Genomic DNA, 21850 nt, shown 5'->3' on the forward strand with positions numbered 1-21850 from the left:
GGCTTTCGTATGTTTCTTAATACCGCGTAAATTAAACGCTGTAGTACATGTCGAACTCAACAGGGTGAGTTGTCATGTTAAGAGTAGTCACTTCTTCAGACTTAAGGTTGATGTATGCATCAATCATGTCGTCAGTCATAACGCCACCCGCTTTAAGGAAGTCACGGTCGTTATCAAGTGCTTCAAGCGCCATTTCTAGCGAGCTTGCAACAGTTGGAATTTCCGCTGCTTCTTCAGCAGGTAGGTCGTACAAGTCTTTATCCATTGCGTCGCCAGGGTGGATCTTGTTCTTAATTCCGTCAAGACCAGCCATAAGCATTGCAGTGAATGCTAGGTATGGGTTAGCTGTTGGGTCAGGGAAACGAACTTCGATACGGCGCGCTTTATCACTAGTAACGTGAGGGATACGGATTGAAGCAGAACGGTTACGTGCAGAGTAAGCAAGCATAACTGGTGCTTCAAAGCCTGGTACAAGACGCTTGTAAGAGTTTGTAGAAGCGTTAGCAAATGCGTTAATTGCACGCGCGTGCTTAATGATACCACCAATGTAGTAAAGCGCTTCTTCAGAAAGACCAGCATACTTGTCGCCAGCAAAGATGTTAACGCCATCTTTAGAAATTGATTGGTGACAGTGCATACCAGAACCGTTGTCGCCTACAAGTGGCTTAGGCATAAACGTAGCAGTTTGGCCGTATGCGTGTGCAACGTTGTGAACAACATACTTGTAAATTTGGATTTCGTCAGCTTTGTTAACCAGCGTGTTGAATTGACATGCAATTTCGTTCTGGCCAGCGGTCGCAACTTCGTGGTGGTGCGCTTCAATTACAAGGCCCATTTCTTCCATAACAAGACACATAGCAGCACGAATATCGTGTGCAGAATCTACTGGAGGTACTGGGAAGTAGCCGCCTTTCACACCTGGACGGTGCGCCATGTTGCCACCTTCAAACTCTTCGCCTGAATTCCACTTCGCTTCTGATGAGTCGATTTTGTAGAAAGAACCAGCCATGTCAGTATGGAAACGAACGTCGTCAAAAAGGAAGAACTCTGGCTCAGGACCGAAGAAACATGTGTCGCCGATACCTGTAGACTTAAGGTATTCTTCTGCGCGACGTGCAACAGAACGTGGGTCACGCTCGTAACCTTCCATCGTTGAAGGCTCTACGATGTCACAGCGAATGTTTACTTGAGTTTCCTCTGCAAACGGGTCTACTACAGCGCTTGCTGCATCTGGAAGAAGTACCATGTCAGACTCGTTAATGCCCTTCCAACCAGCAATTGAAGAGCCGTCGAACATTTTTCCTTCTTCGAAGAAATCTTCGTCAACTTGGCTAGCAGGAATTGATACGTGTTGCTCTTTACCTTTTGTATCGGTAAAACGTAAATCTACAAACTTCGCTTCACTTTCTTTAATCAGCTCTAATGCCTTTTCTACTGACATCGTGTCCTCCAGGTTTAATGTAAAAATGCGGAATGATCAGCTTCACCCCAACAGTGAAAAAAGTGAAAGCGATTATCATGCCATCTATATGCATACCGTTTTCTGCGGCATAGGGCAGGGCAAATCACTCTCTAGTAAAGTGTTGTGCACTATTTTGGTGCGTAGATGCACGCAAATGGTTCAAGAGTTGCGAATAGTTGATCATTAGCCTAGATGACTTTTTGTACACTTACCACCCAAATCGGTTTTTGGCTTGTAATTAATTTGAGCAATCATCGTGATAAGAGAGGGTCTGGAATAATAGCGATAACTTTATTTCGTTTGGGATCAAAAAAAGATGCGCAAATGTCGTGTTTTTTCTGTACAATCCGCGCAAATTTTTCTATCTGCATTTTTTTGCAACAAATCTCGTGCACACTTATTTCATTGTGAAAGGGGTAGGCACCGATTTACACAGGCTCTATATAAGCATGAATACCACTGATATTAGTAAATTGCGTAACATCGCAATTATCGCTCACGTTGACCACGGTAAAACAACCCTGGTAGACAAACTGTTACAACAGTCTGGCACCCTTGAATCTCGAGGCGAGCAAGAAGACCGTGTAATGGACTCGAACGACATCGAGAAAGAACGTGGCATTACCATCCTTGCGAAAAACACGGCAATTAACTGGAATGACTACCGCATTAACATCGTGGATACTCCAGGACACGCCGACTTCGGTGGTGAAGTAGAGCGTGTTATGTCAATGGCCGACTCTGTACTTCTACTTGTAGATGCACAAGAAGGTCCAATGCCGCAAACGCGTTTCGTAACGCAAAAAGCATTCGCACAGGGTCTTAAGCCAATTGTTGTAATCAACAAAATTGACAAGCCAGGTGCACGTCCTGATTGGGTTATGGATCAAGTATTCGACCTTTTCGACAACCTAGGTGCAACTGATGAACAGCTAGACTTCCAAGTTGTTTACGCTTCAGCGCTTAACGGCTGGGCATCGCACGATGCTGATGAAAAGGCAGAAGATATGACTGCACTTTTCGAAACTATCGTTGAGCAGGTTTCTGCACCAGACGCCGATGTAGATGGCGCATTCCAAATGCAAATCTCACAGCTTGATTACAACTCGTATGTAGGTGTAATTGGTGTTGGTCGTGTTAAGCGTGGTTCAGTTAAGCCTAACCAGCAAGTTACAGTTGTAACTGCTGACGGTCAAAAGCGTAACGGTAAAGTTGGCCTAGTATATGGCTATCTTGGTCTTGCACGTCACGAAGTTGAATCTGCACATGCTGGCGATATCATTGCCATTACAGGTCTTGGCGAGCTTAAGATTTCTGACACTATTTGTGACGTTAACACTGTTGAAGCACTTCCTCCGCTAACGGTTGACGAGCCAACAGTTACGATGACTTTCCAAGTAAACACGTCTCCGTTTGCTGGTAAAGAAGGAAAGTACGTAACGTCGCGTAACATTCTTGAGCGCTTGAACGATGAGCTTGTTCACAACGTTGCGCTGCGTGTAGAAGAAACACAAGATCCGGACAAGTTCCGCGTATCTGGCCGTGGTGAACTTCACCTTGGTATTCTTATTGAAAACATGCGTCGTGAAGGTTACGAACTTGCTGTATCTCGTCCAGAAGTAATTCTGAAAGAGGTAGACGGTGAAACACAAGAACCTTACGAAACGCTAACTATCGACTGTGAAGAGCAACACCAAGGCTCAATCATGGAGCAATTAGGTCTTCGTAAAGCTGAAATGACCGACATGTCTCCAGACGGTAAAGGTCGTGTACGTATCGACTTCGTAATTCCAAGCCGCGGTCTAATTGGTTTCCAAACAGACTTTATGACAATGACGTCGGGCTCTGGTCTTCTGTATCATACGTTCGATCACTATGGCCCTTACAAAGGCGGTATTATCGGTAAGCGTAAGAATGGTGTACTAATTGCGAACGCAAACGGTAAAGCACTAACTAACGCCCTGTTTAACTTGCAAGAGCGTGGTCGCCTATTTATCGGTCACGGTGTTGAAGTTTACGAAGGTATGGTTATTGGTATTCACAGCCGCGACAACGACCTAACAGTAAACGCGCTTAAAGGTAAGCAGCTTACTAACGTTCGTGCATCGGGGACTGATGAAGCACAAACACTTGTTCCACCAATCAAGATGTCTCTTGAGCAAGCGCTTGAGTTTATCGACGATGACGAACTAGTAGAAGTAACACCTGAGTCTATTCGTATTCGTAAGAAGCTTCTTACTGAAAACGAGCGTAAGCGCGCATCTCGCGCACCTAAGTCGTAAACGACTTAAACGCAAAAACGTTGAAAAATGCCAACCTCGTGTTGGCATTTTTTTTGTTTTATCGGCAGATTATTTGTAAGCAACTGACAGTAAAATGAAATAATACCTTTTGATAAGTTATCCGAAAGGTGAGTGGAGAAATTACTTGCTACCTTCTATGCTTAGGAATAGTAAAGATGTGTGATCTTGCACTTTGCGCCAGGTTGTTTAATGCAGTGTGTTGAGTTTCATATGTCTAATTTATGAAGAAGTTTGTAGTGAGGAAGTAAGCCGTGTTCTCAGTTGCTGTTGTTGAAGATGACCCTATTACGTTAGACCTTATTACTGATGCATTAGAGACCAAGCTTAACGCTACGGTATACCCTTTCAGTCGCAGTAAGTTTGCTCGTGACTTCCTCCTTCAACAAACGTCTAATTCTATTAGCTTAGTGATAAGCGATCAGGTAATGCCTGAATTTGACGGTCTTAGTTTACTTAAAACCATTCAAGCGAAAGGGTTGGTCATTCCCTTTCTGCTGATCACCGCCGACCCGCATAAAGACCTTGTTGTTGAGGCTAAAAATCTCAAGGTTTCAGGGTTTCTGGCGAAACCACTTGATATGAAAGACCTCATCAACAAGTCACAAGAAGTAATGAAGGCACTGGCCTAGAAAGAACTACCATTCCTAATTAAGTTGATTTCGATATAGTAAAACTGCATTTGCGCCTAGTTTCTTGAAAACGAAACTTCTACACTGGTATCTGAATTTTTATAGAAATGAGATACGGGACTTCACGTGAGCGCGCTATTCGATAATACCCCAGACAGAAAAGACACCTTTTCATTCAAATGGAAAAAATACCAAGGCAAAGACATTATTCCCGCCTGGGTTGCTGATACTGAATTTCGTTGTGCACAGCCTATTCTAGATGCGTTATCCTCACAGATTGAGCACGGCAATATGGGCTACATACTGCCAGCACATCACGAAGGCGCAATAAACGCTGTAGTTCGCTGGCTTAAAGACAAACACCATTGGCATATTGAACCCGAATGGTTGGTATGGACACCGGGTGTGGTGCCCGCCTTTAACGTTGCTTGCAAAGCCTATTGTGAAGCGGGTGATAAAGTACTTGTACAAACGCCAAACTATCCTCCACTGTTAGCTGCCCCCAAGTTAAATGGCCTTGAGCGTGTTGATATTGGTACCGTTATTCAACCTGCTACCGACGACATACCAGAACGCTACACGCTAGATTTTGAAGCATTAGAGCGTGAGGCGGCCGACCCTAAGTGTAAGTTGTTTATAGTATGTAACCCGATGAACCCTGTTGGTTCGGTGTTAACACAAGACGAGCTAGACCGTATTGCGGCCATCTGCAATAAAAACAACGTAAAGCTTTGCTCTGATGAAATTCACTGCGACCTAATATTAGAGCCGGGAAAAAAACACATTCCCGCAGGACGAGAAGCAGATTTAGCTGAAAATAGCATCACCTTAATGGCTGCCAGTAAAACCTTTAACATTGCAGGTTTAGGTACATCGTTTGCAATCATTCCTAACCGCAAGTTACGCCAAGCATTCACCCAAGCTGCAGCAGGTATTGTGCCGTGGGTTACCGTATTAGGTCTTGCAGCCACCGAAGCTGCGTTTACTCAATGTGACGACTGGCATCAGGCCCAGTTAGCTTATTTGAAGTCAAATCGCGACAAAGTATTTAACGCCATTAATGAAATAGAGGGGTTAAGCATGATTAAAAATGATGCTACTTTCTTGGCGTGGATAGATGCGAGTAAGCTTGGCGTTGAGAATGTTTTAACTTGGGCTGAAGAGAAGGGCGTTGGGCCATCACCTGGTGTAGATTTCCACAAAGCTGATCATTTTAGGATTAACTTTGGCTGTAGTAGCGCCATGCTAGATGACATTTTATCTCGTCTAGCACGCTAATAGGTCTACAACTATTTAATTCAAGTTTAACGGCTTCTGCTTACTTTTCGCTAATCAGAAGCCGTTTTATAAGTGAGGGGTTAAAAGAAAACTCCAGAAAGCTTGTAAAGCCCTAAACCAACCACGGTTGTTACCACAACGCCGCCAGCAATATTGCTTTTCCACGTGTTTCTAAATTCACCCAATGCATTACTTTTGTTCATAACAATGAGCAAGAATATGGCAATAATAGGCAACAGAAGGGCATTGGTGGCTTGTGCAAACAAAATTGCTGGTAAAGGTTTAAAACCCAATGCAGCCACACTTACGCCAATGATAATAATTACCAGCCACACAGCCTTGAATGGCTTGCTGTGCATATCATCAGATAGTCCTAACGCACCTGTCACCGCATAGGCTGCGGCAAGAGGTGCAGTAATGGCACTTGTTAGCCCTGCAGCAAATAAACCAAGCGCAAAGAACCATTGTGCTTTATCGCCCAATACTGGTTTAAGTTGTGCGCCCATATTACTGGCATCCATGGTGGCCGCTTGATTGAAAAACGCCATCATTGCTGTTGCCATGACCACAAGGGTTATTAATCCACCCATGCTGATTGCTTTAGCCGACTGTGCTCTGCAGGTCTTCACGGCTGCACTTTTATCTTGTCCTTTCGATGACTTTGCCACTAGGCTGGCGTGAAGAAACAGGTTGTAAGGAACAATAGTGGTACCAATAAGTGCCAGCACGGTTGTGATGGTATCGTTATTTAATTGTGGAGAAAGCAGTTGGCTAAACATAGCTGCAAGGTCGGGCTTGGCAACCAGCAACGTTATAAAGAATACCCCAGCCATAATGAAGACGAGGTACACCAATATGGTTTCAATCCACTTATAGCTGCCAGAATAAAGTAGCACGATGGCAAGTGCGCCGAGAATTGCTGCCCATGCGCCAATTCCAATATCGATAAAGGCGTCTAACCCTATTGCGGCACCGGTTAAATTACCCGACTCGTAAGCTGCATTGCCAATACCGATAGCGCTAACAATTAGTAAAATAAACGCATTTTTAAGCCATGGTTTGTACGCCACCTTCTTCATTGCACTGGCTAGGCCTTGGCCACTTGCAACACCTAAGCGGGCGGCCATGTCTTGCAGCACAATGGTTGCAAAAACTGAGAACAGCAATGCCCAAACTAAGTGAAAGCCAAAATTTGCCCCTGCCAAGCTAGCAGTAGTAACGGTGCCAGGCCCAATGAATGCGGCAGCGATGATATATCCTGATTTATCTTTTGCCATTGCAACGACTCTTGGTTAAGTTTTGCTATCATGACAATAGGAAAGCAAGCACGCAACAATACCGTTCAATTCTAATCAGAACGTGCTGATTTCCTCATTGTCGCGTGCCAAATTTGAAACTAACCTGTTTAGCTTCGTCAGCGCTTGTTAAGCTGGCGTTAAACAGGCAGTATCAAAAAAAGGGACGCGAAGCCTAACGTGTCGAGAAAAAGAACGCAAACATATACAGGATTCACCGGTGAGCGAAGCATTACCCATTACATATATACAGGACGTTGTGCAAAAGCATTCTGCTAGCAATGTGCTTCCTCCACCCATGCAAGCCGATGGAATGATATTCGCGGTTGCCGCAGCCCCTGAAATTCCCATGCCTGAGCAGTGGATGCCTTGGTTTATTCAGCAAAGCGGCAGCAGGTTAATAGACAGTGATGTTGATGAGCTTGCAGACACACTTATGAATGGGTTACGCGCGCATTTAGACTTTATGCGTCAAGGTAGAGGGCCACTTGATAGCGCATTGTTTGTGGCCGTCGACACTCCCTCAGGAGCAAGACCTTCTGAGTCGCTAGTGCTATGGCTGAACGGGCTTTTGCAGGTGCACAAAATGGTTGAGCCAGTGTGGCAAAGTGCATGGCGACATTTAGAACAAAAGCGGGATAAAAAATCAGATAAAAAGTTATATGAACAGGCAAGCGAAGATAAAAGTAGGGCTCACCAAGGCACACGCGATGATGCTCAAGAGACGCCCGAAGTAAGACTGTCACGCTGTCTTAAAATGTTTTCAACACTAGCCAATGTTGAGCTGGCACTAAAACACAGAAATGACGAACAAGCAGCGCAGTTAAACAACAATTTAACGCTGTTAATTAAACAACTTCCTGCGGTGCTTCAAGATTATATCAAGCTTGCCGGCGAGCTCGCAGACGCTTTACCTAATCAGTTTGAAATGTTTAATAAGGTGACTTAAGCCAATTTTTGCCTGCGCGCCAACGCAAGCATTTTAGCGCTGCCGCTGCTGGTGATGCCTTTGATCAAGCGTATGTTTTAACGATGCCGTGTAGCTATCAAGCTCAAGTTTTGCCTTTTCATACTCTTCGTTGAGATGCAACGACGACGGCTCGCGCATAAGCGCTTTGAAAGCGAGGTCAGTCTGTTTGAGCAAGTGTTTTAGGTGTTGGTTACTGTCATCCATGTGCTTATCTCGTGTTTAACAAATCAATGTAATCAAACCGAGGTCACCCTTGGCTTGGTCTCCTTTGCAGCACTTGTTCCTTGAGTGCTGTCTTTCATACTACATTGTTTTTTCTTGCCTGATAGTCCGGTTTTTGTAAATTATTACAATGGCTTCACTACAGCCAAACACACAATGGCAAGTACGACCAGAACAGGCGCTTCGTTTAGGAAGCGATAAAAACGGGATGAGTGTCTGTTCTCATCTCGCGCAAACTGCTTTAGTAACTTAAACAAATAGAAGTGGTAGCCATAAAGTGCAAGTAAAAGTAATAACTTTAGGTGTAACCACCCAGACATTTTAAACCATGTTTCTCCGTAACTAACAATAAGCGCTACGCCAAAGACAAGTGTGAGTAAGGCGAATGGCGTTACAAAGAACCATAATCGACGCTCCATTACTTTAAACTCATCTTTAACCACTTGAGACTGTGTAGATGCGTGGTAGACGAACAGTCTTGGTAGATAAAAAATACCTGCCATCCATGCGAGCATGAAAAAGATGTGTAATGCCTTAAACCATAAAATGTACATGTTAATAATGTGCCTTCTGTAGGAAGCTTTGTAAGATATTCCAAGTAACTACACCCACAATATCGTTTAGCTCCTGATCGTAAATATACACCGCGCCTGAACGCGAATTTTTTAAATGCTCATAAACTTCATGAAGCGTCGACTGTGCACTAATGCCTTCCATTTCATGATAAGTGAGCGCCGATGCATCATGATCTAAACTGACATTGTATTGGACCAGCTTATACTGCACATCTATTTCAAATTTTAGTTTCTGAACCACAATTTTAGTTGGATTCTTTTCAAGATGATTGCGTAGAGCGATTTCTGGCGCATCGTGAAATAGTTTGTAGTCTGTGTTCATCGCCGCCAATACGCCGGTTTTTTCTAACGCTTCTCGAATTGACGATATGGCATAGGGCAGGTTCTGGTAATCAAGTTGCCTAATAAATATAGAGCGGTTACCAAAAAACTGGGTAGAGGTTACATAGGCAGGCACAATCACCAGCATAGCGGGTAAAATGATTTGTGGGCTGTAAGACAGTTCCATTACAGCAGATAACGCGGCTAAGGGCGCATGCAGCACCGCGGTTAGCATGCCGGCAATACCGAGAAGTGCAAAACTACTGGTGAATTCTGGCACGTCGATAAAATAAGACAGTGGCAGAAGTAGCACTGCGCCAGCCAGCATTCCAATAACCATTACGGGCCCAATAATTCCCCCTGGTACACCTAGCCCGATAGCGAACACCGCTAAAATTACTTTAAATACTAAAGTGGATATAAGTAGCAAAGTGCCTGGTGAGCTTGCGAAAAGGTGTTCAACATCAACAAAACTCGCCCCTAGCGCTTCAGGAATCAACATGCCAATAACGCCAGTGATTACTGCTGCTAACACCAATCGCCACACCATAGAAACTGGTCTGAACCATGTCATTACACGCATTAATTGGCTGTTAAATAACACGGCAAGTATGCCAAGCAATATACCCAACACAACTAAGTAGAAATACATCCACTGACTAATGGCGTGAAACGAAAGAAAGGACAGTTCGTTTACTTCACCAAACACAATGCGGGTAAGCACTGAACCGCATGCTGCAGCCAGCATAACGGGCACGAAAATATGTATTTTGTATTCTCTCAATACCACTTCCATCACGAAAATAACAGCAGCAAATGGGGTGTTGAATGAAGCGGAAATACCTGCGGCGATACCGCATCCAGCCAGTATTCTTATACTGTTATAAGGTAAACGTAGCCACTGACCTAAAAAACCACTTCCCGACGCGCCAAGGTGAACAGACGGGCCTTCTCGACCTACAACAAAACCACCGGCAAGGGCTAGCATGCCACCAAAGAATTGGTTAATTGTGGTGCGAAAAGGAATATGGCCGTAGTAGTACTTAACCCTGTGAATAACAAAAGGAATGCCTAATCGATAATGTTTAAAGCCTGTAAGAAAAGCGATAAACAAAATAAGCAGCACGCTTATCAGAGGCATAACTAGCCACACGAGCCAGTCGTATTTAAGAAAAGACTGTAACGTTGCAATGCCGGATTCTTGAAGCCACTCAACGCATAATCTGAAAAGTATAATAATAAACGCAGCGCTGGTACCGCCAACAATACCTAACAGGCATAACTGCACTGATGTGCGTGGGTGAGCAACTTCCTCTCTTAAAGCCTGTATGCGCATGATGTGTTACAGTAGAATCAACATAGGATATAAGCTTACCACAAACACTTAATTTTCATAATGTTAAGAAGGTGGTGTTTAAGCATGAAAATTGACGTAAAAAATGACAGTTGATCAATTAAAAGCAGTGCTGGGAAGTCATAAATGGTCGCTTATTATGGCGTTTGTCATGATATTAATGATTGGCTTTGGTTATCAAACCGCGCGCTATTTCGATGAAGGCGACAGTAAAAAAGTACGTGCGCAGCAAGACACCATCAATGTGCTTTCTGAAGAAAATAATAAGCTGACAACAAGCGTTAATCAGCTTGAGGTAGCCCTTGAACTTGCCAAACTTGAAACCGAAAAAATGACAAGCGTAGTAAATGAACAGCGTAAGGAGCTTGAAGCGCAGCAAGAGCTTATTGCTTTTTACGAGCGCGTTGTGGCTCCTGAAAAGTCGGAAGATGGCTTCGCAATTGAGGGCGTAGAAGTTTTTAAACTGGCCAATAACCGTTACCAGCTTCGTTTAGTGTTGTTGCAATCTCGTAAGCAAAAAGCGGTAATAAACGGCGCACTGAACGTCACGCTTACAGGCCAAAAAGATAACTCGAAATACACGGTTTCTTCTGGAAACGAAAGCTTTATAGCGCAAGACATCAAATATAGATTCCGGTTTTTCCAAGCTGTAAATGTGGCGTTTGACTTACCTGACGGTGTAACGCCTGACACTATTTCATTTTCTACCGCGTTTTATCAATACAAAACCCGAAAAGGCGACTATACGCTTTCGATACCCTGGGACGAGGCGTTAACAACGGTTATTGAGCCTCAGAAATAAATCAGTGAAAGCCTTTGGCTTTGATTACTTATATCAATGTTACGTTGCGCCAAATAAGTGTTTGATTGATAAGTGTTCAATTGATTGCGCAAACGTGGATTATTCAGGGCCAATGGAGCCTTAACAGTTGCCGTTAGAGGGAATTTTGATACAGTGTCAGTCAAGTAAATAAGGGCGTGTTTCTGCGCCCTTAGGCTTTTTATTCTAAGCGGTGTTAAAAGCCTTTCTAGGAAGAAAAAATGACAGAAACGTGCTTTCGCATGAAGGGTACAACGCTAACTAGCATTGTACTTGAAGTAATAGAGTTTGAATTAGATGAGTTTGAAGCGCAACTCACGCAAAAAGTAGCAAGCGCTCCACAATTTTTTACCCGTTCATCATTAATTTTGCATTTGTTGAAACCCTTGTCTGCAACAGAGTTCGAGTTGCTGGTGGCCTTATGCAAGCGTTTAAACCTTCAGCCTATGGCAGTAAAGGGGCAAGTTGCCGAACTTAAACCTGTTATCAACGACTTGGGCTTAGCTGACGTTAGTCAGAGCAAGTTTACCGACAGTGTACTTAAGTCGCAGCGTTCAGAGACAAATAGCGAAGAAGGCGCTGGCATAAATTCCTCTCAAAAAGAACAGAACAGCGCCGTGAAGGCAGAAAATGCCAATAACAGTACAGTGCAGTCTTTACCAACGGCACAGACGCCAAGTGTGCTTAAGCCTGCAAAAGTAGTATCACGCCCAGTGCGTTCAGGACAGCAAATTTACGCCCAGGGTAGCGACTTAGTGGTTACTGCATCGGTTAGCGAAGGCGCTGAATTATTGGCTGACGGCAATATACATGTTTATGGCACGCTTAGAGGCCGTGCGCTAGCCGGGGTGAAAGGTAACAGCAACGCGCGGGTGTTTTGCCAATCGTTAGACGCTGAATTGGTATCTATAGCAGGCCAGTTCATTATGCATGAATCTGTGAAGGGCGATTGTTGGAAAAAGCCCGCACAAATATTTTTAGAAGAAGAAACATTACGTATTGCACCGCTTAGCTAAGTGAAAAAACTAAGCACTATTAGCTTAAGCGTAAAAAAACTTAGCGTTAATAACCGTGTTGCAGTGCGGAAAATAGGAAAAGTATATGGCAAAGATTATCGTAGTTACGTCAGGTAAAGGTGGCGTAGGAAAAACCACATCAAGTGCAGCTATAAGCACAGGGCTTGCATTGGCGGGCAACAAAACCGTGGTAATAGATTTTGATGTGGGCTTACGTAACCTAGACCTTATTATGGGCTGTGAGCGCCGTGTGGTATACGACTTCGTTAACGTGATTAATAAAGAAGCAACGTTGAAGCAAGCACTGATTAAAGATAAGCGCACAGAAAACTTATTTATACTTCCTGCGTCTCAAACGCGTGACAAAGATGCACTTACCATTGAGGGCGTTCAAGCTGTATTGGATGAGCTTAAGAAAGACTTCGATTTTATTATCTGCGATTCACCAGCTGGTATCGAGCAGGGCGCGCAAATGGCACTGTATTTTGCTGACGAAGCCATTGTAGTAACCAACCCCGAAGTGTCTTCTGTACGTGATTCAGATCGCATTTTAGGTATTTTGCAAAGTAAGTCGCTCCGCGCAGAAAAAGGCGAGTCGGTAAAGGAGCACTTGCTGCTTACACGATACAACCCTACGCGTGTTGAAAGTGCTGAAATGCTGAGCGTTGCCGATGTTGAAGAAATATTAGCTATTCCACTGCTAGGTGTTATTCCAGAGTCTGAAGCAGTACTTAAGGCTTCTAACCAAGGGCAACCTGTCATTTTGGATGAAGAAGCAAATGCAGGGCAAGCCTACGCCGACGCAGTAAAACGATTGTTAGGTGAAGATATCCCACATCGCTTTCTTGAGGCAGAGAAGAAAGGATTCTTCAAGCGACTGCTAGGAGGTAAGTAATGGGCATTTTTGATTTGCTTAAGAAAAAGCAAAAACCAAGTACAGCCGCGGTAGCGAAAGAGCGTTTACAAATTATTGTAGCGCATGAGCGAAAAAAACGTACCGAGCCCGATTATCTACCTATGATGCAGCAAGAAATTATTCAGGTGATCCGTAAATATGTCACTATTGCTGATGACCAAGTGTCGGTGCAGCTGGACAATAATGATGATTGCAGCGTTTTAGAATTAAACGTTACCCTTCCAGAGCAGTAAGCAGCATAGCAATGAAGCGCTAATATATTAAAAATGCTCACAATATAACGGGTCTCTTGTGTTATTAGTCTTTTGGCTAATAACACAAGAGAAATATTGTTGTGATTACTTTTTGAACTAGACTGAATTTAAGGACGTGCACTCAGTCTATCAAATTAGGCGTTTATGCTTACCGAGTGCTCTGATTCGGAGGGTGCTATGGGCAGACTTGATACAGTAGACATTGACTTGGTGCATACGGAATTGACTGAGCAGGACCAAGCCAATGCTGCGTTGCAAAACGAAGTTGCACTGCTTAAGCGGCGGCTTGAGCGTGAAAAGCAAGCGCGTCATTCTGCCGAGAGCATGCTTGACGAATACGCACAGAAAACTTACCTAGCTAACGAGAAGCTTCGTGAGGCTATTCTTCACAGTACCGAAAAACAAGCTGAAATAGAGTTCTTAGTTAAATCGGCACAAGAGCATAAAAATAGCCGCAGTAGACAAACCTATGTAGAATCACTACTGGGTCTGTGTTTCGAGTTCACCTCGGCCAGCTTTGCCACCTGCTTATTCAGCCAAAACGGAGTATTTGAAACTAACCCGCTTGTGAAAGGGGAATTAAACCCTGACTATGGCGATATTGATATTGCTTCCCTTATTCCTGCCTCAATCGACAATATTATTAATTCTTGGTGTATTCAGGAATTACCGTTTAACGAAGAGCTGGACAGTGAAAACCGCACGGTTTGGTTTGTATACTCTAATTTCGAGTATGACGATAAAAGATTGGGTTGGATAGGACTGTTAATAGAAACCCCAACTATTGATGTTGAAATGCTTTTTATTTTAGATACGCATCTTGCTCAGCTTAGATTGGGTCTTGAAAAGCTGAACATGGATAAGTCAGTAGCGCAAACATTTCAGCTTAGTAGCAAACTGCAAGACGAACTTATTGAGGTAAAGCGTCAGCTAGCCATAGCCGACAGAATGTCGTCTTTGGGGTTGCTTGCCAGCGGCGTGGCACACGAAATCAATAATCCTTTGGCGTTTATCTCTGCCAACAACAAATACCTCAAAAAAACACTTTATAGCTTGTTCCTGTCGCTCAACGATTTAGCTGATGAACATGCGTTGAGTAATGACGTTGCGCCCTTGCTAGATAAGCTTTCAAAATTGGAGCTGTCTATAAACGAAGTGCTGCAAGACAATATGGAAGGTATTGAGCGCTTAAGTAACATTAGCAACAGTTTGCGTACCTTTGTGTATCGCGGTGAAACCGAATTTACGCCTGTCGATTTAAACGAGCTAGTGTCTCATGCGGCTAAAATTGCTTCTTACAGCAAGCAATACAAACATGCGCTCCAAGTTAATCTTTTTGAAGGCAAAGCTACAGTACACGCTAACCGAGGCGAAATAGAGCAGGTTGTTTTAAATATTATTATTAACGCGCTTCACGCCACATCAAAGGGTGGTGATGTGGTAGTAACGGTAGATGAAGCTGATAGTAACTACGTTGTGTCGATAAAAGACAGTGGCGTAGGTATTAGTGAAGACAATCTACAAAAAATCTTTTCTCCTTTTTTCACTACTAAGCCTATTGGCGAAGGTACGGGCCTCGGCTTATCAGTATCAAAAAATATCATTGCGGCGCATAACGGCGCTTTAGCGGTAGAGTCGACAGTGAATGTTGGCTCCTGTTTCACAATTAGCATGCCCAAGCTAAGAACGGCTAATATGGAGCAGCATGACGAAGGCCAGAAAAGTTAGATAATTTGTTGGTTGATGGAGAAAAGTGCAGTTCAGCGTACACCCGAATGTTTACCGGTATATACCGTTTACTTGTTTTGTTAACTTTTGCCCCAATAGTTGATGAAAATACTCAAGTATTAGATAATTGTGTGCAACAGTGTGTATAGGCGCACGGTAATTATTAAGAGGTAGGTATGTCTGTAGAAACGGCGTTGCCAATTGAATTTTCTGACGCAGCAGCAGCACAAGTAAAAGCCCTTGTTACAGAGGAAGAGAATCTTGACCTAAAGCTGCGTGTTTATGTTACCGGTGGTGGCTGTTCGGGCTTTCAGTACGGCTTCACATTCGACGAAAAAGTTAACGAAGGTGATATGACTATCGAAAAAGATAGCGTAACGCTGGTTGTCGACCCAATGAGCCTGCAATACTTAGTTGGCGGTGTGGTTGACTATGTAGATGGTCTAGAAGGTTCTCGTTTTCTTGTTCAAAACCCTAATGCTACAACCACATGTGGCTGCGGCGCTAGCTTCAGCGTGTAATAAAGGTTAACAATCATAAGCATACATCTTATTAATTTGTATGCTTATCGGTTGTACTTCAGTTCGCTCTTCCCATTCTTTTCATATTCCAGCTACACTCATTTCATCAAAATTTTCGCATAAGGCATTTTGTATGAAATTGTATGGCTCCACTACTTCTCCCTATGTTCGTAGAATTCGTATTATGCTTTCTTCCACTGAACATGAATTTTTAAATTTACAAATCTTCTCGGGTGCAGACCGCGATTTATTAGCGTCTCGTAACCCCACATTAAAGGTGCCTTGCTTAGAAGATGATGGGCGGGTCATTTTCGACTCAAGACTCATTTACCGTTATCTGGCTGAAAAGCTTGGACATACTGGCTTATCGTGGGAAGAAGAAAATCAGCTAACACTTATCGATGCAGCAAACGATTCGTTTGTGCAGTTAATGTTGTTAAAGCGGTCTGACTTCGACATTAGTCAGGATAAAATGTATTACCGTTTGCAAAATGAAAGAATTGAAGCCGTGCTTGGTGCATTGTCAGAACAAGTAGATGCAGGTGGTTTATCTGGGTGGGCTTATCCAGAAATTTGTCTTTATACCATGATTGACTGGGTGCTTTTTAGAGAGCTGCACAACATGAAAGCGTACCCACAGCTGCTAGCCTTTCACGAAAAACATCATCACCGCATTGAAGTAACCGCTACCGATCCACGTAACTAGTAAACGTAATTTAAAGCAGCCAAGGCTATTAGGCGCGATACTTAATAGCCTTGCTCGAAGTTAAATGCGTAGTTAAATGGCTTATTTGCGGCGTAACGTAATGCGTTGTTTAAAAACACATCTGCTATGTCGCTTGGTGCCGATTCAGCAGCGGTATGTGCCGTAATTGAAATGTTGGGATGTGCCCAAAACGCGTGATTGACGGGTAGGGGCTCTTGTCTAAACACATCTAACACGGCATGCGCCAATTTACCCTCATCTAAGCTTTTTATAAGAGCGTCTTCATCTACCGCGCTGCCGCGCCCGGCATTAATGAAAATACTGTGTGGTTTTAGCTGATTCAGCAATTCATAAGACACCATGTTTTGCGTATTCGGTGTATCAGGCATTAAGTTAACAACGTGATCTGCGCGTTTTGCAAAGTCAGCTATTTGGTCGGGCGTGTATACTTTGTCAGTACCTTCAACATGAGCGCCACTTCGTGAAAGCCCAACAACATGCATACCAAAGGCTTTCGCTACTGGAATTAACGCTTGCCCAATACTTCCAATACCCAATATACCTAATGTTTGTCCGTTCAGAGGAAGTCTACTTGAAGCCTCCCACTTAGGCGGTAATGCTAGCTGATTCGCTGCAAAAGTAGGGATGTTCCTAGCGTGCTGTAACAAATAGGCAAAAACGTATTCGCGCATTAATTTTCCAAAAACACCTTTCAGTCCGGTTAGCACATAGTCTTTTTTGTTCAATTGCAGAAGTGGTGCATTGCCCGCCCATGTTGACTGACACCACGTCAGGCTTGGGCACTTTTCAATGATGCTTGCAGCAAGGTCGGGGTCGGCAAGTAAAACACTAACGTTGTTTACGTCTATGTTTGTTGCAGACATCGCGCACTGTACAACGTCAATCGATACGTCAGCGAACTTCTCTGCTTGGTGGTTCAATTGGGCCGTTATAGCTTGTTCAATATCTGGGGCTTCGTCACTTAGAATAGTGAGTGCAATAGTGCTTGGAACGCTTGTTTTCATTAGCTTCTCTCTTTCCAAGTAAACATTTCTTTCCTCTTAGCATCCTACTTATCGGGCCGTGCTTTGTTCTAAAGTTGTGATTAAAGTTTTACATTTTTGTAAATGAAAAAGTGCCATATCAATAAACATTGGTATCAATACGTAATGGAATCACTATGCAGTCAAATACTAATACTCCAATCAATGTTGAGCACGCGAAAGTGCTTTCACCAAAACGAAACACAACCGAGGCTAACACCACGGAAGCGCTAGTTGCCGAGCAACTCTCTCATTTTGGAATAGATGCAACAAGCGATTATGGAAAAGCGCTAGCAAGCACAGCTCATCATCTTTACGGTGCGCAATCAAGCGTAATGCAATTGTGGGACATTACCAGCAATACGCTACAAGGGCTTGATAAAGAAGACAGAGTAGCTTACTTCAACGCTAAAAAGTTTCTCTCTTTTCAAATTGCGAAAATTTTAGATACGCTACAAAACCCCTTTAGAGCAACTTATCAAAGCTTGTCGGGGGGCAATGGTTCTCAGGGGCATTACCCTTTATTCGATAATGTTACCGCGCTTTTTTCTGCAACGCCTGTGGTTGTGCGCACGGCAACCTACGTTTATGCCTGTACCGAGTGGGTCGATGACGCCTTCCAAGGTAAAGAATTCACTCACCAAATTTACTCACGCTTGCTGAACCCTACCAATATCTCACTAGCGAATGCCATTGTTGATATGGAAGCTGGTCCGTACGCCGCTGAATATCTGGCGTGGAACTTTAACTCTGGTATGGCAGCCATTGATGCTTGCTTGTCTAACGTGTTAAGTCATGGCGATGTACTTATTGTGTCGCGAAATGTGTATGGCGGCGTATACCAGCTTCTTCACGACTACTTTGCGCGCAGTAATCGCATGGATATTCAGATTGCTTGGTTTGACGGTTACGACGCCCAAAGTTTTGCTGATTTCATGCAGCAAACTAAACACCAGCATGCTGATCGCTTAAACAATGGCGCTAGTATGCATGTGTATTTAGAGTCGCCGTGTAATCCGCACGGGTACGTACTAGATGTACCTGGAATCTGTGAACTAGCACATGCCGAGGGTGCATTGGTAATGCTAGATTCCACACTCGCAACGCCTGTGCTTCATCAACCATTACAACATAAAAACAAAGCGGCAAGACCAGACTACGTTATGCACAGCTACACCAAGGATTTATGCGGTAGCGGTGCCACTACCGCTGGGGTAGTAATTGGTGAAGGCCATAGAATGTTTCAGCCAAAAGGCAGCAGCATGAATGGTGTGGACTGGTCGCAAACTATGTTTTGGGATGTGTACTACATTAAAGGGGCTTTTTTAGATTCTGAAAAAGCGTTTGATGTTTTAAACGGCATGAAAACCCTTGAACAACGTATGATGACGAAAGTGATAAACACCGAAGTGTTTACATCGTTCTTAAATGCGCACGAGCAAATAAGAGTAAACTGTCATGCTTTGCCGGAACACAGTAATGCTGGACTTCGCGAGAAACAGCATGCGCATGGCTGGCCTTGCACGCTGTTTACGGTAGATATGGCACCCGCCAATTTACCACGTGATGTGTTTACGCGTTTCTTTGATGCACTTGAGCCCGCGTTTAGTCATCAGGTGAGCATTGGACAGAACAACACCATTATTCTTTGCCCGGCGTTAACGTCGCATTCCGAATTAAGTACCGAAGAGCAGAAGAAAGCGGGCATTGAGCTAACTACTATGCGTATAGCCATGGGAACCGATAACGTTAAACAGCTCATTGCACACTTTATGCTAGCGGCGAAGCATTTTATTGAGCCTTACTCTCCCGGTTTTTGTGCCAAATTTATGGAAAACGACCGCATAGACACGTTGTATTTAAGTACAAGCGAGCGCGTATGTGCGCAGCATTTTGGCAGTAAGGCAAGTATGGCATCGTTAATGAAAGGCCAGTAATCATTAAAGGTTAACAGAGAACTGGCAAGCCAGTATTAAGTTAATCTGCATTGCGGTCGATATAAAAACGAGAACGTTTTTTCATCCTGAGTCTTTCCTTATGCAGGCTCGGGATTTTTATTATTCAAGCTAAAAGGCTGCCCTATGCACCAATTCAAAATTGATGTTACGCTAGATGCCTCACTGTCATTTGTTTTTGCGGCATTTCACGAGCCGGAATACTTAGCTGAGTGGTTTGCGCCAGGCGATTGTGTTGTGACGCAAGTGATGAGCGACTTCAAAGAAGGCGGAAGGTATCGTGTTAAAATGATGGAGCCCAATGGTGCTGAAATGTCGTTAACAGGCGAGTACGTTACAATTTTGGCAAACGAACAGCTGGCGTTTTCTTGGGCATGGGAAGATGATTTAGAAGACTCGGTAATGACGTCGGTAGATATTCATTTTGAAGAGATCGACGAGAAAAACTTACGGTTGGTGCTTGTTCAAAGTGGTTTTGCGAATAAAGCTGAATGTGACCAACACAACTACGCGTGGATGTCGTGTTTAGAAAAGTTAGCCGTATTTGCCAGCCAGAAAAAAGCCTTTAGCTAACGTTTAAGCACTAAATTAGGTGTATGATTTACTGGAAGAAATGCAATCGTGAAACTATCTTTTTGGGGTAACACGTGTTTTTAACCAGTTGGATCGCGCCTAAATGCCTTTTCATTTTCTTTTTATTTTATTGTTTTTCGTTTCTTTCTTCGCAAAAGCTGACTTACCTAATGAGGGTGAGCTTAAACCCATCAGCATTGTTACGGTAGAACGCCCCCCTTACACGAGTGATGTTGATAAACGCAAAGGCTTTTTAAGTGAAGTGGTAGAGTCTGCTTTTTTCTATGGTGGTTACAACGTCATTCGATACAGCATGCCGTGGACACGCGCAAAGTTACAAATAATGACGGGTGAAGCAGATGTTATTTTTCCGGCAAGTTACGAAGATGTTGTTGATATAAACGGCTCTAGAGTATTAATTCATAACACGTTACCTGTTGTTTTAGTTAAACATACCGAACAAAGTGATAAGTGGAATGGACGCCTTGAAAGTTTGAAGGGCCACAGTGTTGCCTCTCACAGAGGCATGTTGATTTCGGATGAATATAGTAATTTTACGGGCGCACATAAAGTAGAGATTGGCACTACTGAACAGCTATTTAATATGGTCCAAAAGCGCCGTATTGATTTCGCGATTACCGATAGACTAACAGCAGACTACATGCTCCAGATGCCAGCTTACAAAGACTTGGTTGTGTTGTCTCCCCCATACATAAGTTCATCTGAACTGTATTTAGGTATAAGCGAAGCCGACGATCAAAAAGACAGTATTAAGCAAGCTTTCGAGGAAGGCTTTGCGCATCTGAAGCGTTCTGGAACATACCAAGAAATACTCTCGCGCTATCAAATAGACGACAATATTCAAATGATACCTGATGAAACCCCCGTTGCCACGTATCTAGAGCCCAGTCGGCTACGATCACTTAAAGGCAGCGGGCTGCCCCCCCGTACTATCAAGTCATCATCAGATAAAATAAATGTCGCTATTATTGGCTTCAGCTGGTCTACCGACACCTATCAAAGCACTTACATAGAACAATTTACTGAAATGGCGGAGATGCTAGGCGTTAACGTTGCAGTTCACGACGCTAAAGGCAGTATCGAACAGCAAAACAATTTGATGAAACAAGTCATCGATAATGAGCCGGATGTCGTTGCTTTTTGGCCTGTACACGGTGACAAGGTTAAGCCTGCGCTTCAATATGCCTATGAGGCAGGCATTCCAGTGTTTTTGGTAAATACACCTGTAGCAGAAGGTTTGTGGAAATATGTTAGGGGCTATATTGGCCCTGATAACTACAAAGAGGGCAGGCTAGCTGCCGAGATGATGGACACTGCGTTGGGTGGTAAAGGCAAAGTGGTGGAAATTCAAGGATTCCCTGGATATAAAACTGCAGTGCTAAGAAGCCTAGGGTTTCATCATTATTTACAAGAGAGACGCCAACATGACAGCGAGTTTGATATTGAAGTCATTGATGTGTCTTCAGGGTATTGGTCGAGAGAGCGTTCTTACACCACAATGGAAAGAGTTATTAGACGTCACAGTGAGTTCGATGGTTTATACGCTGCTGACGATAATATGGCATTAGGCGCAATGCAGGCATTAACAGATGCAAATTGGCCAACCGACTTGAAAGTAACCTCAGCTACGCTGTTTGGTGATGGCTATGATGCTATAAAACAAGGAAAAATTTGGGGGTCGGTGTGGCAGTCGCCAACAGAGGAAGCTGATTTGGCTGTAAAAATACTGGTTAGATTTATGCTGGGTGACGATGTGCCGTTATTAACGTTTTTACCTGTAAAGCCCATTACTAAGAGCGCGCTAGAAAACACGGTAAGGCCTGAATTCTAGCGCGACACTATGTATTTTACGTTTCGAAAAATAGCGTTCGCAACGTCACTAAAACTT

At 43.6% G+C, this 21850-nt stretch carries 20 protein-coding genes; 14 read left to right on the plus strand and 6 right to left on the minus strand.

Going from position 1 to position 21850, the window contains the following annotated elements; all coding sequences use genetic code 11:
- Positions 1-31: 31 nt before the first annotated feature.
- Positions 32-1441, minus strand: coding sequence for a glutamate--ammonia ligase (glnA, locus tag ACGHAV_RS04845; RefSeq protein ID WP_334013749.1), 1410 nt, complete (start codon positions 1439-1441; stop codon positions 32-34).
- A gap of 470 nt (positions 1442-1911) precedes the next feature.
- Here glnA and typA point away from each other — a divergent pair, with 470 nt between their 5' ends.
- The 3 genes from typA to ACGHAV_RS04860 all read left to right on the plus strand — a co-directional run bounded on the left by typA (position 1912) and on the right by ACGHAV_RS04860 (position 5672).
- A complete protein-coding gene (gene typA / locus ACGHAV_RS04850) occupies positions 1912-3744 on the plus strand; it encodes a translational GTPase TypA (RefSeq protein ID WP_334013748.1) in 1833 nt (610 codons plus the stop codon).
- Between the two features lie 272 nt (positions 3745-4016).
- Positions 4017-4394, plus strand: a complete 378-nt coding sequence (locus ACGHAV_RS04855) for a response regulator (protein ID WP_390377210.1) — start codon at positions 4017-4019, stop codon at positions 4392-4394.
- Positions 4395-4520: 126 nt separating this feature from the next.
- Positions 4521-5672, plus strand: coding sequence for a MalY/PatB family protein (locus ACGHAV_RS04860; RefSeq protein WP_390377213.1), 1152 nt, complete (start codon positions 4521-4523; stop codon positions 5670-5672).
- Between the two features lie 80 nt (positions 5673-5752).
- Here ACGHAV_RS04860 and ACGHAV_RS04865 read toward each other — a convergent pair whose 3' ends face one another.
- Positions 5753-6949 (minus strand): Nramp family divalent metal transporter, encoded by a 1197-nt coding sequence (locus tag ACGHAV_RS04865; RefSeq protein ID WP_390377216.1) that lies wholly within the window; start codon positions 6947-6949, stop codon positions 5753-5755.
- Between the two features lie 238 nt (positions 6950-7187).
- Between ACGHAV_RS04865 and ACGHAV_RS04870 the strand changes: the two genes are divergently transcribed.
- Positions 7188-7916, plus strand: a complete 729-nt coding sequence (locus ACGHAV_RS04870) for a UPF0149 family protein (protein WP_390377219.1) — start codon at positions 7188-7190, stop codon at positions 7914-7916.
- Between the two features lie 33 nt (positions 7917-7949).
- Here the strand turns inward: ACGHAV_RS04870 and ACGHAV_RS04875 are convergent, their stop codons facing one another.
- From ACGHAV_RS04875 to ACGHAV_RS04885, 3 genes are all read right to left on the minus strand, one after another.
- Complete coding sequence (locus tag ACGHAV_RS04875; RefSeq protein WP_334013742.1) at positions 7950-8141, minus strand: hypothetical protein; 192 nt, start codon at positions 8139-8141, stop codon at positions 7950-7952.
- A 143-nt stretch (positions 8142-8284) separates the two neighbouring features.
- Positions 8285-8713: a CopD family protein gene (locus ACGHAV_RS04880; RefSeq protein ID WP_334013741.1), complete on the minus strand. Its 429-nt coding sequence runs from the start codon at positions 8711-8713 to the stop codon at positions 8285-8287.
- Position 8714: 1 nt separating this feature from the next.
- Entirely contained in the window at positions 8715-10391 is a 1677-nt protein-coding gene (locus ACGHAV_RS04885) for a chloride channel protein (protein ID WP_390377222.1), read from the minus strand.
- Positions 10392-10494: 103 nt separating this feature from the next.
- Between ACGHAV_RS04885 and ACGHAV_RS04890 the strand changes: the two genes are divergently transcribed.
- The 7 genes from ACGHAV_RS04890 (at position 10495) to ACGHAV_RS04920 (ending at position 16370) form a co-directional block, all read left to right on the plus strand.
- Positions 10495-11211 (plus strand): DUF6776 family protein, encoded by a 717-nt coding sequence (locus tag ACGHAV_RS04890; protein WP_390377225.1) that lies wholly within the window; start codon positions 10495-10497, stop codon positions 11209-11211.
- A 239-nt stretch (positions 11212-11450) separates the two neighbouring features.
- Positions 11451-12245: a septum site-determining protein MinC gene (gene minC / locus ACGHAV_RS04895; RefSeq protein ID WP_390377228.1), complete on the plus strand. Its 795-nt coding sequence runs from the start codon at positions 11451-11453 to the stop codon at positions 12243-12245.
- Positions 12246-12330: 85 nt separating this feature from the next.
- On the plus strand, positions 12331-13140 hold the full coding sequence (minD, locus tag ACGHAV_RS04900; protein WP_390377231.1) for a septum site-determining protein MinD: 810 nt from the start codon (positions 12331-12333) through the stop codon (positions 13138-13140).
- Positions 13140-13394, plus strand: coding sequence for a cell division topological specificity factor MinE (gene minE, locus ACGHAV_RS04905; protein ID WP_390377234.1), 255 nt, complete (start codon positions 13140-13142; stop codon positions 13392-13394). The genes minD and minE overlap by 1 nt, the downstream gene beginning before the upstream one ends.
- Before the next feature lie 198 nt (positions 13395-13592).
- A complete protein-coding gene (locus ACGHAV_RS04910; RefSeq protein WP_390377237.1) occupies positions 13593-15143 on the plus strand; it encodes a sensor histidine kinase in 1551 nt (516 codons plus the stop codon).
- 176 nt (positions 15144-15319) lie between these two features.
- A complete protein-coding gene (erpA, locus tag ACGHAV_RS04915; protein ID WP_334013734.1) occupies positions 15320-15664 on the plus strand; it encodes an iron-sulfur cluster insertion protein ErpA in 345 nt (114 codons plus the stop codon).
- A 133-nt stretch (positions 15665-15797) separates the two neighbouring features.
- Positions 15798-16370 carry a glutathione S-transferase family protein gene (locus tag ACGHAV_RS04920; protein ID WP_390377241.1) on the plus strand — a complete coding sequence of 191 codons (573 nt, stop codon included), beginning with the start codon at positions 15798-15800 and terminating at the stop codon, positions 16368-16370.
- Between the two features lie 41 nt (positions 16371-16411).
- Here the strand turns inward: ACGHAV_RS04920 and ACGHAV_RS04925 are convergent, their stop codons facing one another.
- Positions 16412-17395: a D-2-hydroxyacid dehydrogenase gene (locus ACGHAV_RS04925; protein ID WP_390377244.1), complete on the minus strand. Its 984-nt coding sequence runs from the start codon at positions 17393-17395 to the stop codon at positions 16412-16414.
- Positions 17396-17550: 155 nt separating this feature from the next.
- Between ACGHAV_RS04925 and ACGHAV_RS04930 the strand changes: the two genes are divergently transcribed.
- From ACGHAV_RS04930 to ACGHAV_RS04940, 3 genes are all read left to right on the plus strand, one after another.
- Entirely contained in the window at positions 17551-19350 is a 1800-nt protein-coding gene (locus ACGHAV_RS04930) for a trans-sulfuration enzyme family protein (RefSeq protein WP_390377246.1), read from the plus strand.
- Between the two features lie 144 nt (positions 19351-19494).
- Positions 19495-19941, plus strand: a complete 447-nt coding sequence (locus ACGHAV_RS04935) for an SRPBCC domain-containing protein (RefSeq protein WP_390377249.1) — start codon at positions 19495-19497, stop codon at positions 19939-19941.
- 103 nt (positions 19942-20044) lie between these two features.
- Positions 20045-21793, plus strand: a complete 1749-nt coding sequence (locus tag ACGHAV_RS04940) for a substrate-binding domain-containing protein (protein ID WP_390377252.1) — start codon at positions 20045-20047, stop codon at positions 21791-21793.
- Positions 21794-21850 lie beyond the last annotated feature (57 nt).

The sequence above is a fragment of the Alteromonas sp. MTD1 genome, assembly GCF_042848195.1.
Taxonomy (GTDB): domain Bacteria; phylum Pseudomonadota; class Gammaproteobacteria; order Enterobacterales; family Alteromonadaceae; genus Alteromonas.